Raw genomic sequence first — 13,947 nt, forward strand, 5'->3', positions numbered from 1 at the left:
TTCGCTCGACTTGCATGTATTAGGCACGCCGCCAGCGTTCATCCTGAGCCAGGATCAAACTCTCCATAAAAATTTATGATGTTTGATTAGCTCATAATACTAAATAGTGTTTGTAACATTTAAGTTACTTTATTGGAATTAACGTTGACATATTGTCATTCAGTTTTCAATGTTCATTTGATATTAATTAAATGGTGGAGACTAGCGGGATCGAACCGCTGACCTCCTGCGTGCAAAGCAGGCGCTCTCCCAGCTGAGCTAAGCCCCCATATTTTTAAAGAAGTCGGGAAGACAGGATTCGAACCTGCGACCCCTTGGTCCCAAACCAAGTGCTCTACCAAGCTGAGCTACTTCCCGTATATTAAATTAATAATTTTAAATGGCGCGCCCGATAGGAGTCGAACCCATAACCTCTTGATCCGTAGTCAAACGCTCTATCCAGTTGAGCTACGGGCGCTATATTTAAATTGGTGCCGAGGACCGGAATCGAACCGGTACGGTGATCTCTCACCGCAGGATTTTAAGTCCTGTGCGTCTGCCAGTTCCGCCACCCCGGCAAATATAATGGAGCGGAAGACGGGATTCGAACCCGCGACCCCCACCTTGGCAAGGTGGTGTTCTACCACTGAACTACTTCCGCATATTAAAATAAATCGTATGAGCCATAGAGGATTCGAACCTCTGACCCTCTGATTAAAAGTCAGATGCTCTACCAACTGAGCTAATGGCTCAAAGATGGTGCCGGCCAGAGGACTTGAACCCCCAACCTACTGATTACAAGTCAGTTGCTCTACCAATTGAGCTAGGCCGGCTAAAAAGTAAATGGTGGAGAATGACGGGTTCGAACCGCCGACCCTCTGCTTGTAAGGCAGATGCTCTCCCAGCTGAGCTAATTCTCCTATCAAGTATGCCTGGCAACGTCCTACTCTAGCGGAACGTCAGTCCAACTACCATCGGCGCTAAGGAGCTTAACTTCTGTGTTCGGCATGGGAACAGGTGTGGCCTCCTTGCCATTGTCACCAGACAATAACTTACTCAAATAATTATATTACTAATTAATTAATTTTTCAATAGTTAATTTTACACTTTATTAAAATTCTTTTTACAAGTGTTTTACAAAATTAACTTTCGTTTTTGACGACTTTTATATCTTATAATAATCAAAGTCTAATGTCAACAATTTTTTAAAGGTTTTTTAAATTAATTTTTAAAAAGGATTTAATTTTTGAACACTCATAGTATACTACCACATCATATATATAATATCTAGTCTTTTTTAATTAATTTTCCTTTTTATTTTTCATAAAAAAACGTTGCTTACCTTAGCAAGCAACGCTTTTAATTTATATTAATCTTATTTTTGTCTCATGTAAGGGAATAATAATACATCTCTAATAGATGGTGAATCAGTTAACAACATAACTAAACGATCAATTCCAATTCCTAGTCCGCCTGTTGGTGGCATACCATATTCAAGCGCTTCAATGTAATCTTCATCCATTTCATGAGCTTCATCGTTACCTTGTTCTTTCTCAACAAGTTGTGCTTCAAAACGTTCACGTTGATCGATTGGATCATTTAATTCTGTGAAGGCATTTGCATGTTCTCTACCTACAATAAACAACTCAAAACGATCAGTAAATCTTGGATCTTCTGGATTTTTCTTAGCAAGTGGAGAAATTTCAATTGGATGTCCATAAATAAATGTAGGTTGAATTAATGTTTCTTCAACTTTTTGTTCAAAGAATTCATTTAAAATATGTCCATATCTCATGTTTTCTGTAATTTCAATACCATGTGCTTTAGCTAATGCTTTAGCTTCTTCATCTGTTTTCACATTATAGAAGTTTACACCTGTAGCCTCTTTAACAGCGTCTACAATATGAAGTCGTTTCCAATCTGATTCTAAGTCGATTTCTTCGCCATTATATTGCACTTTTGCTGAACCTAATACAGTTTGTGCAATATATCTAACCATAGATTCTGTTAAATCCATAATATCATGATAATCGGCATATGCTTCATATAACTCTATCATAGTAAACTCAGGATTATGGCGTGTTGATACACCTTCATTACGGAATACACGACCAATTTCATAAACTTTTTCTAATCCGCCTACAATTAATCGTTTTAAATGTAACTCTATCGCAATACGCATATATAACGTTGCATCTAGTGCATTATGATGTGTAACAAATGGTCGAGCTGCAGCACCACCAGCGATTTGATGCATCATTGGCGTTTCTACTTCTAAATAGCCTCTTTGATTTAAATAATTTCTCATTTCTTGGATGATTTTACTACGGTTAATAAATGTACGAGTACTATCTTGGTTAGTAATTAAATCTAGATAACGTTGGCGATATCTTTGCTCAATATCTTGTAAACCATGAAATTTATCAGGTAATGGTCTTAAAGCTTTAGATAATAATGTAAATGATTTTGCTTTTACTGATAATTCGCCAGTATTTGTTTTAAACATGACACCTTCAATACCTACAATGTCACCTAAATCCGTTGTTTTCCAAAGGTTATCAAAAGGTTCTTCGCCAATTTGATCTTTACGTACATAAATTTGAATTTGACCAGTTAAATCTTGTACATGCGCAAATCCTGCTTTACCTTTACCACGTTTTGTCATTAAACGCCCTGCAATAGAAACATGACTTTCATCTTCTTTTTCATGTAATTCTTCTTTAGAAAAATGATCCCATTTTTCTTTTAATTCACTTGCAGTAGCTGTACGTTCAAAGCGTTTACCAAACGGGTCAATTCCTAAATCAATAAGTTCTTGTAATTTTTGTCGACGAACCTGCATTTGGTCATTCATTTCTTCTGACATTACTCTCTCTCCTTTAAACTTCCTGTTTTACTATTAATGGATGTTATGTACTTATTAAAAATATTGTAAAATATTTTCCATTCATTATTTTATACATAGTCACATAGTTAAATTCTTAAAATATATTTATATTTTAAGAATTTAAGCACTTATCTTAGCACTTAGTCTTTATATTTCTTAACCGTATCATCTGGAAAAACTAAATCATGAATTTTCTGATTTAATCGTGGATTCTGTTTGTCCGATGCAATATCGTTCAACGGTATCAGTACAAAAGCACGTTCTTGCATTCGTGGGTGAGGTACACTTAAATTGTCTGTTTCAATAATATCATCACTATATAATAAGATATCTATATCTAATGTTCTAGGACCCCAACGTATTTCTCTTACTCGATGCAGTTGTTGTTCAATGTCTAAACAATGCTTAAGCAATTGCTGAGGTGACAACTCTGTTTCAATCTCTAAACACAAATTCAAGAAATTAGGCTGGTCAGTATAGCCAATCGGTGCAGTTTCATATATCGATGATTGTTTTGTTACCTTTATACCCTTAATGTTTCCAATTAAATCAATTGCCTTAAGAAGTTGTTGTTTTCTATCACCAATATTACTTCCTAAACCTAAATATGCCTGTACCATTAACGATTCTCCCTCACTATTTCAATACCCACACCATCGTAATGACCAGGTATAGGTGGATTTTCTTTAGTGATTCTGACTTTCGTTTCCATTACACGATTATAGTGTGAATTTATACGTTTTGCAATACGTTCAGCTAGATGCTCGATTAAATTGCAAGGTGGACCTTCAACAATATCTTTTACATCTTCAAATACTTCACCATAATGCACAGTATCTTTAACATTATCTGTCTGCCCCGCTTTTGATAAGTCTACTTTTAACGTTACGTCTACTAAAAAAATTTGACCTATTTCATTCTCAGCTGTGAGTGCACCATGATATCCATAAAACTTCATCCCTTTAAGAAAGATCATGTCGTTCATTTTCATTCTCCTTCAAAAAATCTATACCTTGAGCTAAACGTACATTTAATTGAACATTATGTACGCGAACTGCTTTTATGCCTTTCATTATACCATAGGCAGTAGTAGCAGCAGTGGCCTCATCTCTTTCTTTTGGTGTCGTATCAGTAGAAATCATCTCTCTAATAAAACGTTTACGACTTGTCGCTAATAAAACAGGATACTCTGTAGCAACTAATTCATCTAATCGAGCCATTACTTCATTTTCTTCTTTTCTACTTTTAGCAAATCCAATTCCAGGATCTAACCATATTTTATGTTTTGGAATTCCTGCCATTTCTGCTTTATTTGCTTGCTTTATAAGTGTTAATAGCATTTCTTCTACAACTGGTTGGTCACGGTGTCCATCTCCATTATGCATTAACACAATTTCCGCTTCATATTTAGCAACTACATCTAAAATATGAGGATCATATAATCCAGCCCATTGATCATTAATCATTGTGGCCCCTAATCTTAGACAAGCTTCAGCAACTTCACTGCGATATGTATCAATGGAAATTTGTACATTTAGTTTCACCAATTCTTCTACAACTGGCACGACACGTTGCATTTCTTCTTCTAAAGACACTTCTGTGTGCCCAGGTCTTGTTGATACGCCTCCTACATCAATAATATCTACGTCTTCATCAATCATTTCTTTAGCACGTGTAACTGCGTTATCAATTGAATTATACTGACCACCATCTGAAAATGAATCAGGCGTTACATTTAAGATTCCCATAATTTTTGTTTTACCCACTATCAATCATCCTTTGTTTTTTAAAATAAATATGTATACTCACATGATACACTCATTTAGTCTATATTTCAGTATTGTTAACTGAGAGAACCTTTATACTAAAAAGTAAAATAGCTGGCTTCGCCTTTTACGAAACCAGCCATTTCTTATTTAAAACATGATATTCAAATATCAACTTATATCATCATTAGTCATCGAATGAATATAATGGTGTAGATAAGTAACGTTCACCATTACTTGGTAATACTGTTACAACTGTTTTACCTTTACCTAACTCTTTTGCTTTTTCGATTGCTGCATAAATTGCTGCACCTGAAGAAATACCTGCTAAGATACCTTCTTCTTTAGCCACACGACGTGATGTTTCCATTGCAGTTTCATTACCAACTTTAATGATACTATCATAAATATTAGTATTTAAAGTATCAGGTACAAATCCAGCACCTAAACCTTGTAATTTATGTGGACCAGGTTCTCCACCACTTAATACAGGAGATCCTTCTGGTTCAATTGCTACAATTTCAACGTTAGGATATTTCTCTTTTAAGACTTTACCTACACCAGATAATGTACCACCAGTACCAACACCTGCTAAGAAAGCATCAATTTGTTTGCCTTCAAATTGTTCAACTAATTCAGGACCAGTTGTTAATGCATGTACTTCAGGATTAGCTGGATTTTCAAATTGTTGAGGTTCGAAATAACCATGTTTTTCTTTCAATTCTTTAGCTTTCTTAATAGCACCTTTCATTGCTTCAGATCCAGGTGTTAACACTAATTCCGCACCATACGCTTTTAATAAGTTGCGACGTTCAGAACTCATTGTTTCAGGCATAGTAAATACTGCTTTATAACCTTTAGCTGCACAAACAAATGCTAAACCAATACCAGTATTACCACTTGTTGGTTCTACAATTGTATCACCAGGTTTAATTTTTCCTTCTTTTTCAGCTTTTTCAATCATTGCTAAAGCAATACGGTCTTTTACAGAGCCACCTGGATTTTGATACTCTAATTTTACATATACATCTGCCGCATCTTCATCTACTACATTTCTTAATTTTACTACCGGTGTGTTGCCAATAATTTGTGTAATATTTTCTACAGGTTTTTGTGCCATCGAAAAAACACTCCTTTAACTTTCTAATTTAAAACTTAGTTTTTCTATCGGATATAACTATATTCTATCAGAATTTTCTAAAAAGACAAAGATATTTCTTTAAATACGATGTAATATTTTACTTTCATTAGTTACATTTAGTTTTTCCCATAAAAAAAGAGCAATAAACATACGCTTATTGCTCCTCAACATTCTACTATTTTTTTATTGTATCAAGTAGTTCTTGAAGTTCGCCTTCAGAATAATGATATTTATTTCCACAGAAATGACACACGGCCTCAGCACCATGATCTTCTTTAATCATATCTTCAATTTCTGCTTCACCTAAACCTTTAATTGCATTTAGGAATTTTTCATGACTACAATTACATTCAAATTGTGCATCCATTGTTTCCAAAATTTGTACATTCTCTTCACCTAAAATTTCATTTAAGATACCTTCTGGTGTTAAGCCTTGTTCAATCAATTTAGAAACAGGCTGCATTTTGTTAATTGCATTTTCTAATTTAGTAATAGTTTCTTCTTTCGCGCCTGGCATGACTTGTATAATAAATCCACCCGCTGCTTTAATAGAATTATCAGGATTAACAAGTACCCCTAATCCTACTGATGACGGTGTTTGTTCACTTGTCGCAAAATAATAAGTAAAATCTTCTCCAAGTTCACCAGAAACGATTGGACTTGCGCCTGAGAAATAATCTTTCATTCCTACATCCTTAACGACTTGAATTGCACCCTCAGTACCTACTGCTCGTCTTACATCCAATTTACCTTGATCGTTAAGTGGAAAATGGGTTTGAGGATGGTCAACATATGCCCGTACATTTCCTTGTGCATCTGCATCAGCAATAATTCGACCAATTGGGCCCTTACCATCTACTGTGACAGTAAGCTTTTGATCTCCTTTTAACATTGCCCCCATTAATAACGTTGCTGTCATTGTTCTCCCCATCGCTGCTGAAGCTGTAGGCCATGTATAGTGACGTGTTTGGCCTTCTTGAACTGATTCAGTTGTTAATGCAGCATACGCACGTACTTCTCCATCAAAAGCCAAAGATTTAACAATATAATCATGTGTCATTACTCTAATCTCTCCTTTATGTTATTTTATTTCGTTTGTTTCATTTATTTTAAAATCTAATATTAAATCCTTTATTAAGAATATCTATTTTACACTGCTTATTTAAGAATATGAAGTAACTTGCTCTAGCGTATATAATGCTCCTATATCATATTAAAAACTCTTTCGATTAAGGTTATTTAACCCGAGTCGAAAGAGTTTTTATGACTAACTATGATTCTCTATGATTTGAATCTGTTGGATGCTCTATATTTGGAGATTGTTCATAACCTGTTTCATCTCTATCATTTCGTTGTGAATGATTTTGAGATTGATTACGGTCTGAACGATGATTGTTTCTATCATGATCGATTCTGTCATTTTCTTTGCGGTCTTCTGCTTCATCTTTACGACCTTCTTCAAGTTGTTCTTCACGAATGTCATCATAAGATTTACCATATTTACCGTTTGAGAACTCAGAATCATCTCTATCTTCATCTTTTACCACTTTAGCTGCATCATAATCCACTGTTGGTAAAACACCATCATAGAATAATGAACGTATTTGTTCTGCTACTAGTGTCTCTTCAGTTAATAATGTTTTAGCAATCAGTTTCAATTGAGATTCATGTTCTAATAAAATTTGTTTACAACGTTCATATTGTTCTTTAATAATACGTTGAACTTCTTTATCAATTTCATAAGCAATTTGGCCTGAATAGTTAGGTTCACCTTGCATATCTTTACCTAAGAAGACTTGGCCGCCACCGCTTGTAGAGAATTGTAAAGGTCCTAATTTCTTACTCATACCATATTCAGTGACCATTGAACGTGCAATTTGTGTTGCTCTTTCAAAGTCGTTTGAAGCACCAGTTGATACTTCATGGAAGTTAATATCTTCAGATACACGACCACCTAAAAGACCACAAATTTTATCTAACAATTCTGGTTCTGTCATTAAGAAGCGGTCTTGTTTAGGTAACATCATTGCGTAACCACCTGCTTGTCCACGAGGCACAATCGTTACTTTGTGTACAACTTCTGCTTCATCAAGTACCATACCAATGACTGTATGACCTGCTTCATGATGTGCTACAATATTACGTTCTTTATCAGAAATAACACGAGATTTTTTCGCTGGACCCGCAATCACTCGGTCTGTTGCTTCTTCAATATCACGCATATCAATTTTATTTTTACCTTCACGTGCGGCAATTAATGATGCTTCGTTCAATAGGTTTTCTAAATCAGCACCAGAGAAACCAGGCGTTCTTTGAGAAATAGCTTTTAAATCGACAGTTTCATCAAGTGGTTTGTTTTTAGCATGGACATGAAGAATCGCTTCACGGCCTTTAACATCTGGACGACCTACTTGAATTTGTCTATCGAAACGACCAGGACGTAATAATGCAGGGTCTAAAATGTCAGGACGGTTTGTTGCTGCAATCATAATGATACCTTCATTCTCACCGAAACCATCCATTTCAACTAATAATTGGTTAAGCGTTTGTTCACGTTCATCGTGCCCGCCACCAACACCTGCACCACGTTGACGACCAACAGCATCAATTTCGTCTATGAAAATAATACAAGGTGCATTTTTCTTAGCATTTTCAAATAAATCACGTACTCGACTTGCACCAACACCTACAAACATTTCAACGAAATCAGAACCACTGATTGAGAAGAATGGCGCTCCAGCTTCACCTGCAACGGCACGTGCTAATAATGTTTTACCAGTACCTGGTGGGCCTACAAGTAAGACACCTTTAGGGATTCTTGAACCCATTTTCTTAAATTTCTTATTATCTTTTAAGAAATCTACAATTTCAATTAACTCTTGTTTTTCTTCGTCTGCCCCAGCAACATCTGAGAAGCGAACACGACGTTTTTGGTTGTCGTACATTTTTGCTTTGGATTTACCAAAGTTCATCATACGACCTCCACCGCCGCCACCTTGTGCTTGGCTAAGGAAGAATATAAATAAGAAAGCAATAATTAATACAGGAATAAGCGTTGTCAACATACTGACAAAGACACTTTGTTTTTCTTCTTCTTTAACTGTAAAATCTAATCCTTTTTGGCTACGAGCTTCATTTGTTATTTGTTGTAAATCTTTTTCGTTATTGTATAAAATCGTTGAAGAATAATCTTCATCATTTTTAGTTTTACCACTTACCAAGTACACATTTTGTTCAGGTTGGATTTCTAAAGTTTTAAGATCACCTTTATCCAATTTCTCTACAAACTGTGAATAGGAAAGTTGTTTCGGTGTATTTCCATTACCATTGATATATGAGAAAACACCGAATATAATAACGCCAATAATTGCGATAACTAGCACATTGCGAAAAGCTTTCTGCATGCGTCATTTCCTCCTATTTCTATAATAAAGCTAACAAAGATTGTAACATAATCTAGCTTATAAAGGCTAGTATTTCAACTTTTGTAGCGCTTTTCTAATTCTAGTTAATTATTTTATATTCATCATTTACCCATTCTTTATTTCTAACTTTACATATCTATGTATAGTCGTTTCATAAAATGACAATTTTGAATATAAAATGAGTCTACACTAATTTATATCGTTAGTATAGTTATTATATTTAAAAATCTATTTCATGTATTTGCTAATACATTATAAAATTTTATTTATTATAAATTTCCGGTTTTAATGTACCAATGTAAGGAAGATTTCGATAATGCTCAGCATAATCTAAACCATATCCTACTACAAACTCATCAGGTATTTTTTTGCCAACGTATTTTGCTTCAATATCCGCTTTACGACGATTCGGTTTATCTAACAATGTAACGATTTCTAATGAGTTAACTTTGCGTGATCGTAGTAATTCAGTAATTGATTTTAAAGTTGTACCTGTTTCTAAAATATCTTCAATAATGAGTACATCTTTGTTTTCAATAGAAGCACTTAAATCTTTTAAAATTTGTACTTCTCCTGTTGATTCTGTACCACCGTGATAACTTGAAACATCCATAAAATCAATTGCTAAATGTGTATCAATACGTTTGATTAAATCTGCCATAAACATAACTGAACCTTTAAGGATACCAACACAAACAAGTGGTTTATCTTTGTAATCTCTCGTTAATTGTTCACCTAAATGTTTACAAATTTCTTGGATTTCTTCTTCAGTTAATAAAATATCTTTTAAATCATCTTTCATTTATGAGTCATCTCCAATTTTTTTTATATCTATTATATGTTTAAAGCTTGTCGTCACATAAAGTTGTCCTATAGCAATCACTCGTTGTTTTGCATCTAAAATGATGGGTATTTGTGTACGTTCTATACTATCAATTTTTTTATCAATCAATAAACGACTTACTTTTTTATGTCCATGACTACCATTTAACTTAAACTTATCTCCATCTCTACGTGTTCGAATCGTTAGAGGCCAATCGATTGCTTCATCATTCTCATTTGGATGAATTGTAATTAAATAATGACCAAATTGATATGTATAAGGATGCGTAACAATTTGTTCTTCAAGTAGAGAGTGTTCATAATGAGCCATTATTATAAATTTATCATATGCAATTTGAATTATCCATTTTTCAGTGAGGGGAATTTTAATTTGAGATTGTTTACTCTCAATTTGCTCGAACCATTCATTATAATTTTTTTCTGAAAAAGATTTATTTAACTGAAGCATCTCAAATAAACGATCTAATAAAATCATTTTTGAAATTTCATCTAGTTGATTAAAAGACGCTCGAGATAATTGTATACGTTCTTCATTAAGGTGAATGTTAACATGTTGTTCTATAAAACAACTTATTCGTCGTTGTGTAAGTTGTAATTGCATATCGTGCCAATGTTTCAACTTTAATAATTGTTCTACCTTGAAGTCCTTATTTTCATCAATAGCTGGTAAAAGCCGATTGCGAATGTCATTTCTTGCATATTTATTATGATGATTAGATTCATCTTCATAAAAAGGCACATGGTGAATGGTTTGATACTGTTTTATATCATTTTTATATGTCTCTATCAGAGGACGACAAATAAAATAATGATTTCGCTCAGTACATTCATGCATCCCTAATGAATTGCGCGTTGATCGACCAGTAAAAACGCGATAAAAAATCGTTTCAAGTTGATCATTTAAATGATGAGCAGTTAATAAAACATCAGCATTTATCTTACTCATCATCTCATTAAACCATTGATAACGTAAATCTCTCGCTTCAGATTGAATACTTTTTCCTTTTTCTACTGTTTCAGATAAATCTAACTGTTTAACATAACAGGGAATTTGATATTGCTTGCAAAATTGTTTAATAAATCGTTCTTCTTCGACAGATGCATCTCTTAAACCATGATTGACATGCAAACACGTTATAGATTGATATGAATGTGATAAATCATTTAATAATTTATATAATAAACACATACTATCAATCCCTGTAGATACCGCAACAGCTAAATGATCCGTCTTTTTCCAAAGAGACGTTTTCACTTTCACATTACTGAACCTCCTGACTTAGGGTAAATAATTGATATAACGAAAAAAGAGTGAGATAGAACTTTAATTTCAGTTCTTTATCTCACCCCTGGCATAGATCTTACATGATCTAATGCACTTAAGTTATTATCAATACATATTAATCTAGAATAAATGATTGGAACCAGGGCTCCGTTAACTTAGCTATATTTACTCACACAGATATAATTAACGTCTAGATCCTTTACCACCACGTCTTGATTCTGTTTGACGTTTAATAGAAGTCAATTTGTCTTCACTGTCTTTTAAGAAATTACTTAATTTCTTTTCAAAATCTTCTGCTTTTTGTTGAGGTGGTTTATTTTGATTAGATTTGTGATGTGGACGACGAGGACGATCTTTCGCTTTTTTAATTGAGAGGCTGATTTTACCATCCTCTGCAATAGATAAAACTTTTACCTCCACTTCATCTCCAACTGATAAATGATCTTCTACATTTTCAACATAATTATCAGCAACTTCACTAATATGAACTAAGCCACTTTTACCTTCAGGTAATTCTACAAACGCACCAAATTTTTTGATACCTGTCACTTTACCTTTTAGCTTGTTTCCTACTTCGATTGACATATTCTAAATAAATCCTCCCGATAATGTTTCAATTTTAACCTTATTATATTCCTGTTTTAAAATTTACACAATGCTATAAAACGATTATTTTAAATTAAGCGTTTTACTTTAATTTTTAAAGTTGAGTACTCTTTTTAATTATTACTAGAGGATTTAGAATTAGACGATGATTTATCATTAGGCAATTTAAAAATAATTTCTCCATTGTTACTTAAATAATAGTCATCTCGAGCAACTTTCTCTATATAATCTTTATCGTTAAGATTATTAAGCTCTTCTTTTAATGCTATTTCCTCATCTTGTTTTTTCTGAAATTGTTCTTCTTTCTGCTTTCGTTCTATTGTTGCTTGATTGTTACTTTGTTTTTGGAAGACAAGCATGATAGATAGAATAATAATAATCGCTAATAATAATCCTCCAAAAACTGTTACTCTTCGACGAACGACACGCATTCGTTTTTGTTGACGTTGTTTCTTTCGATTTCGTTCTGAAGTATATTGATTATCAATATGTTCTACCTTTTGACTCATAACTTGTCACCTCCTTTAAGCGTTTCAATCATAGACTACACTTCTTCAGATTGTGCAGATGGTTGAACTCGTTCTTCTTTAATCAGTTCATACATATTTTTAGCATTTTCTTTTGATGCGTGTTCACTTAATCCAGTTACTTTAACCGTCACACTTTTTTGTCCAAAACGAATGACTAATTCGTCTTCCACTTTTACATCTGTGCCAGCTTTAGCTACATTACCATTAATTGTTACACGTCCTTGATCGCTAATTTCTTTCGCAAGTGTACGACGTTTTACAAGTCTTGATACTTTTAAATATTTATCTAATCTCATTTATCATTCTCCCCTTGTTGTAAATAATTTTTAAGGGTTTCTTCATTAAAATCCTTATTTTTGGTTTTATCATACAATGTCATAAAATGGTCTGCAAACACTTTCTCAAATTTCACACGAGGTATTTTACCTTCTTTTGCTTTTGCATCCTTCCAGACATCATTTAAATCTTCTATTGTTTCAACTGTTTTATCACCGAATATGTGAGGATGTCGACGAATCATTTTAGCATTTAAGCTTTCAATCACTTCTTTAATATCCATATATCCTTCTTTTTTACCAATACTCGCATGGAGTAGCACTTGTAATAAGATATCTCCGAGTTCTTCAATCATATGCCAATCATCTTCATTATCTATTGCTTCAAACAATTCAAATGTTTCTTCTAATAAATAACGTTTAAGTGATTCATGCGTTTGCACACGATCCCATGGACAGCCTTTTTCATCATCCACTAGATGGTCAATAATATAAACTGCAAAATCAAAATCAGTATACATATCTTCATCACGCGTTATTTTAGGCACAAATACACTTGTTAGATTGTTAAACATATCCTCATTATGATCTAACTCAAATAACGGTACTTCTAATACTTTAGCGCCTTGACTATTAGCGCCCGTAACTATCTTCACTTTAAAATCGTCTGGATAACGTTCCATTAATGTGAGTTTAACATCTGCTGCAATCATCGCACTATATACTTGTGTAATGAGAGTATGTGTTCGAATATTTAATGTGTTTTCTTTCAAAATAGTACCATCTAATAATGTAAATCCATCATTAGGATCTTCATCGATTGCAACAAATATATCATCTATAAAACTTTTCCCACCTAAAATCTTTACATGTATATCATCATTATTTTTATTGTAATCAAGTAATTTAGCAGTAGTCGTTTCAGCTACACGTGGATGTCCAGGCACTACGTAAACAGTATCTTGTATACGCGTTTCTTCTATTAAAGTTTCAACAATATGTTGATACACTGCTTCAAATTGATCATACTTTTCGTACACGTCATCAAAGCTTTTAAATTCAATGTCACTTTTTAAATCTTTAATAACAGGATGTTCGAGTGTCCTTGCATATACACTCTGTTGCTGTTTTAAAAAGCGATAGACACCTAAAGGTAAATCATCCATACTATGATTGCCTATCCCAACAATGGTAAGGGTATGCGTCATAT

13 protein-coding genes, 8 tRNA genes and 2 rRNA genes are annotated in these 13,947 nt (G+C 33.6%); all 23 read right to left on the bottom strand.

Annotation, left to right across the window (positions count from 1 at the left end):
• Window positions 1-70, bottom strand: a 16S ribosomal RNA gene (locus BDW25_RS10390); the annotation flags it as partial.
• A 122-nt stretch (window positions 71-192) separates the two neighbouring features.
• Window positions 193-268 (bottom strand) — tRNA-Ala (locus tag BDW25_RS10395).
• 15 nt (window positions 269-283) lie between these two features.
• Window positions 284-357, bottom strand: a tRNA-Pro gene (locus BDW25_RS10400).
• A 23-nt stretch (window positions 358-380) separates the two neighbouring features.
• Window positions 381-457, bottom strand: a tRNA-Arg gene (locus tag BDW25_RS10405).
• Between the two features lie 11 nt (window positions 458-468).
• Window positions 469-557: transfer RNA gene (locus BDW25_RS10410), tRNA-Leu, on the bottom strand.
• 8 nt (window positions 558-565) lie between these two features.
• Window positions 566-640 (bottom strand) — tRNA-Gly (locus BDW25_RS10415).
• Between the two features lie 18 nt (window positions 641-658).
• Window positions 659-731: transfer RNA gene (locus tag BDW25_RS10420), tRNA-Lys, on the bottom strand.
• 5 nt (window positions 732-736) lie between these two features.
• A tRNA-Thr gene (locus tag BDW25_RS10425) sits at window positions 737-812 on the bottom strand.
• A gap of 11 nt (window positions 813-823) precedes the next feature.
• Window positions 824-899 (bottom strand) — tRNA-Val (locus tag BDW25_RS10430).
• A gap of 10 nt (window positions 900-909) precedes the next feature.
• Window positions 910-1,024 (bottom strand): 5S ribosomal RNA (gene rrf / locus BDW25_RS10435).
• A 330-nt stretch (window positions 1,025-1,354) separates the two neighbouring features.
• A complete protein-coding gene (gene lysS, locus BDW25_RS10440) occupies window positions 1,355-2,845 on the bottom strand; it encodes a lysine--tRNA ligase (RefSeq protein ID WP_002455832.1) in 1,491 nt (496 codons plus the stop codon).
• 161 nt (window positions 2,846-3,006) lie between these two features.
• On the bottom strand, window positions 3,007-3,486 hold the full coding sequence (gene folK / locus BDW25_RS10445) for a 2-amino-4-hydroxy-6-hydroxymethyldihydropteridine diphosphokinase (RefSeq protein ID WP_002449970.1): 480 nt from the start codon (window positions 3,484-3,486) through the stop codon (window positions 3,007-3,009).
• Complete coding sequence (gene folB, locus BDW25_RS10450) at window positions 3,486-3,851, bottom strand: dihydroneopterin aldolase (protein ID WP_002449960.1); 366 nt, start codon at window positions 3,849-3,851, stop codon at window positions 3,486-3,488. The genes folK and folB overlap by 1 nt, the downstream gene beginning before the upstream one ends.
• On the bottom strand, window positions 3,829-4,632 hold the full coding sequence (gene folP / locus BDW25_RS10455) for a dihydropteroate synthase (RefSeq protein ID WP_002488167.1): 804 nt from the start codon (window positions 4,630-4,632) through the stop codon (window positions 3,829-3,831). Before folP ends, folB begins: the two co-directional genes overlap by 23 nt.
• Before the next feature lie 187 nt (window positions 4,633-4,819).
• A complete protein-coding gene (gene cysK / locus BDW25_RS10460; protein ID WP_002488166.1) occupies window positions 4,820-5,752 on the bottom strand; it encodes a cysteine synthase A in 933 nt (310 codons plus the stop codon).
• 196 nt (window positions 5,753-5,948) lie between these two features.
• Complete coding sequence (gene hslO / locus BDW25_RS10465; RefSeq protein WP_002488155.1) at window positions 5,949-6,833, bottom strand: Hsp33 family molecular chaperone HslO; 885 nt, start codon at window positions 6,831-6,833, stop codon at window positions 5,949-5,951.
• A 211-nt stretch (window positions 6,834-7,044) separates the two neighbouring features.
• Window positions 7,045-9,177: an ATP-dependent zinc metalloprotease FtsH gene (gene ftsH, locus BDW25_RS10470; RefSeq protein ID WP_002488156.1), complete on the bottom strand. Its 2,133-nt coding sequence runs from the start codon at window positions 9,175-9,177 to the stop codon at window positions 7,045-7,047.
• A gap of 283 nt (window positions 9,178-9,460) precedes the next feature.
• Window positions 9,461-10,000: a hypoxanthine phosphoribosyltransferase gene (gene hpt / locus BDW25_RS10475; protein ID WP_002455836.1), complete on the bottom strand. Its 540-nt coding sequence runs from the start codon at window positions 9,998-10,000 to the stop codon at window positions 9,461-9,463.
• Window positions 10,001-11,302, bottom strand: coding sequence for a tRNA lysidine(34) synthetase TilS (gene tilS / locus BDW25_RS10480; RefSeq protein WP_065580934.1), 1,302 nt, complete (start codon window positions 11,300-11,302; stop codon window positions 10,001-10,003).
• Between the two features lie 207 nt (window positions 11,303-11,509).
• The gene (locus tag BDW25_RS10485; RefSeq protein WP_002449946.1) at window positions 11,510-11,911 is read right to left on the bottom strand and encodes a S1 domain-containing RNA-binding protein; all 402 of its coding nucleotides are present in this window, start codon (window positions 11,909-11,911) and stop codon (window positions 11,510-11,512) included.
• Window positions 11,912-12,045: 134 nt separating this feature from the next.
• Complete coding sequence (divIC, locus tag BDW25_RS10490; RefSeq protein ID WP_133945552.1) at window positions 12,046-12,441, bottom strand: cell division protein DivIC; 396 nt, start codon at window positions 12,439-12,441, stop codon at window positions 12,046-12,048.
• Between the two features lie 35 nt (window positions 12,442-12,476).
• Window positions 12,477-12,758 carry an RNA-binding S4 domain-containing protein gene (locus BDW25_RS10495; RefSeq protein ID WP_002449975.1) on the bottom strand — a complete coding sequence of 94 codons (282 nt, stop codon included), beginning with the start codon at window positions 12,756-12,758 and terminating at the stop codon, window positions 12,477-12,479.
• Complete coding sequence (locus BDW25_RS10500) at window positions 12,755-13,945, bottom strand: MazG nucleotide pyrophosphohydrolase domain-containing protein (RefSeq protein WP_002488161.1); 1,191 nt, start codon at window positions 13,943-13,945, stop codon at window positions 12,755-12,757. Before BDW25_RS10500 ends, BDW25_RS10495 begins: the two co-directional genes overlap by 4 nt.
• Between the last annotated feature and the right edge of the window lie 2 nt (window positions 13,946-13,947).

It is taken from the genome of Staphylococcus sp. AtDRG32 (assembly GCF_004365845.1).
In the GTDB taxonomy this organism is placed as follows: Bacteria; Bacillota; Bacilli; order Staphylococcales; family Staphylococcaceae; genus Staphylococcus; species Staphylococcus hominis.

Excerpts from the sequence above, each read along its gene's own strand:
- BDW25_RS10500 (WP_002488161.1), bottom strand. The coding sequence starts at position 13,945 with ATGACGCATACCCTTACCATTGTTGGGATAGGCAATCATAGTATGGAT.
- folK (WP_002449970.1), bottom strand. The coding sequence starts at position 3,486 with ATGGTACAGGCATATTTAGGTTTAGGAAGTAATATTGGTGATAGAAAA.
- BDW25_RS10495 (WP_002449975.1), bottom strand. The coding sequence starts at position 12,758 with ATGAGATTAGATAAATATTTAAAAGTATCAAGACTTGTAAAACGTCGT.
- hpt (WP_002455836.1), bottom strand. The coding sequence starts at position 10,000 with ATGAAAGATGATTTAAAAGATATTTTATTAACTGAAGAAGAAATCCAA.
- BDW25_RS10485 (WP_002449946.1), bottom strand. The coding sequence starts at position 11,911 with ATGTCAATCGAAGTAGGAAACAAGCTAAAAGGTAAAGTGACAGGTATC.
- ftsH (WP_002488156.1), bottom strand. The coding sequence starts at position 9,177 with ATGCAGAAAGCTTTTCGCAATGTGCTAGTTATCGCAATTATTGGCGTT.
- hslO (WP_002488155.1), bottom strand. The coding sequence starts at position 6,833 with ATGACACATGATTATATTGTTAAATCTTTGGCTTTTGATGGAGAAGTA.
- divIC (WP_133945552.1), bottom strand. The coding sequence starts at position 12,441 with ATGAGTCAAAAGGTAGAACATATTGATAATCAATATACTTCAGAACGA.
- folB (WP_002449960.1), bottom strand. The coding sequence starts at position 3,851 with ATGAACGACATGATCTTTCTTAAAGGGATGAAGTTTTATGGATATCAT.
- cysK (WP_002488166.1), bottom strand. The coding sequence starts at position 5,752 with ATGGCACAAAAACCTGTAGAAAATATTACACAAATTATTGGCAACACA.
- lysS (WP_002455832.1), bottom strand. The coding sequence starts at position 2,845 with ATGTCAGAAGAAATGAATGACCAAATGCAGGTTCGTCGACAAAAATTA.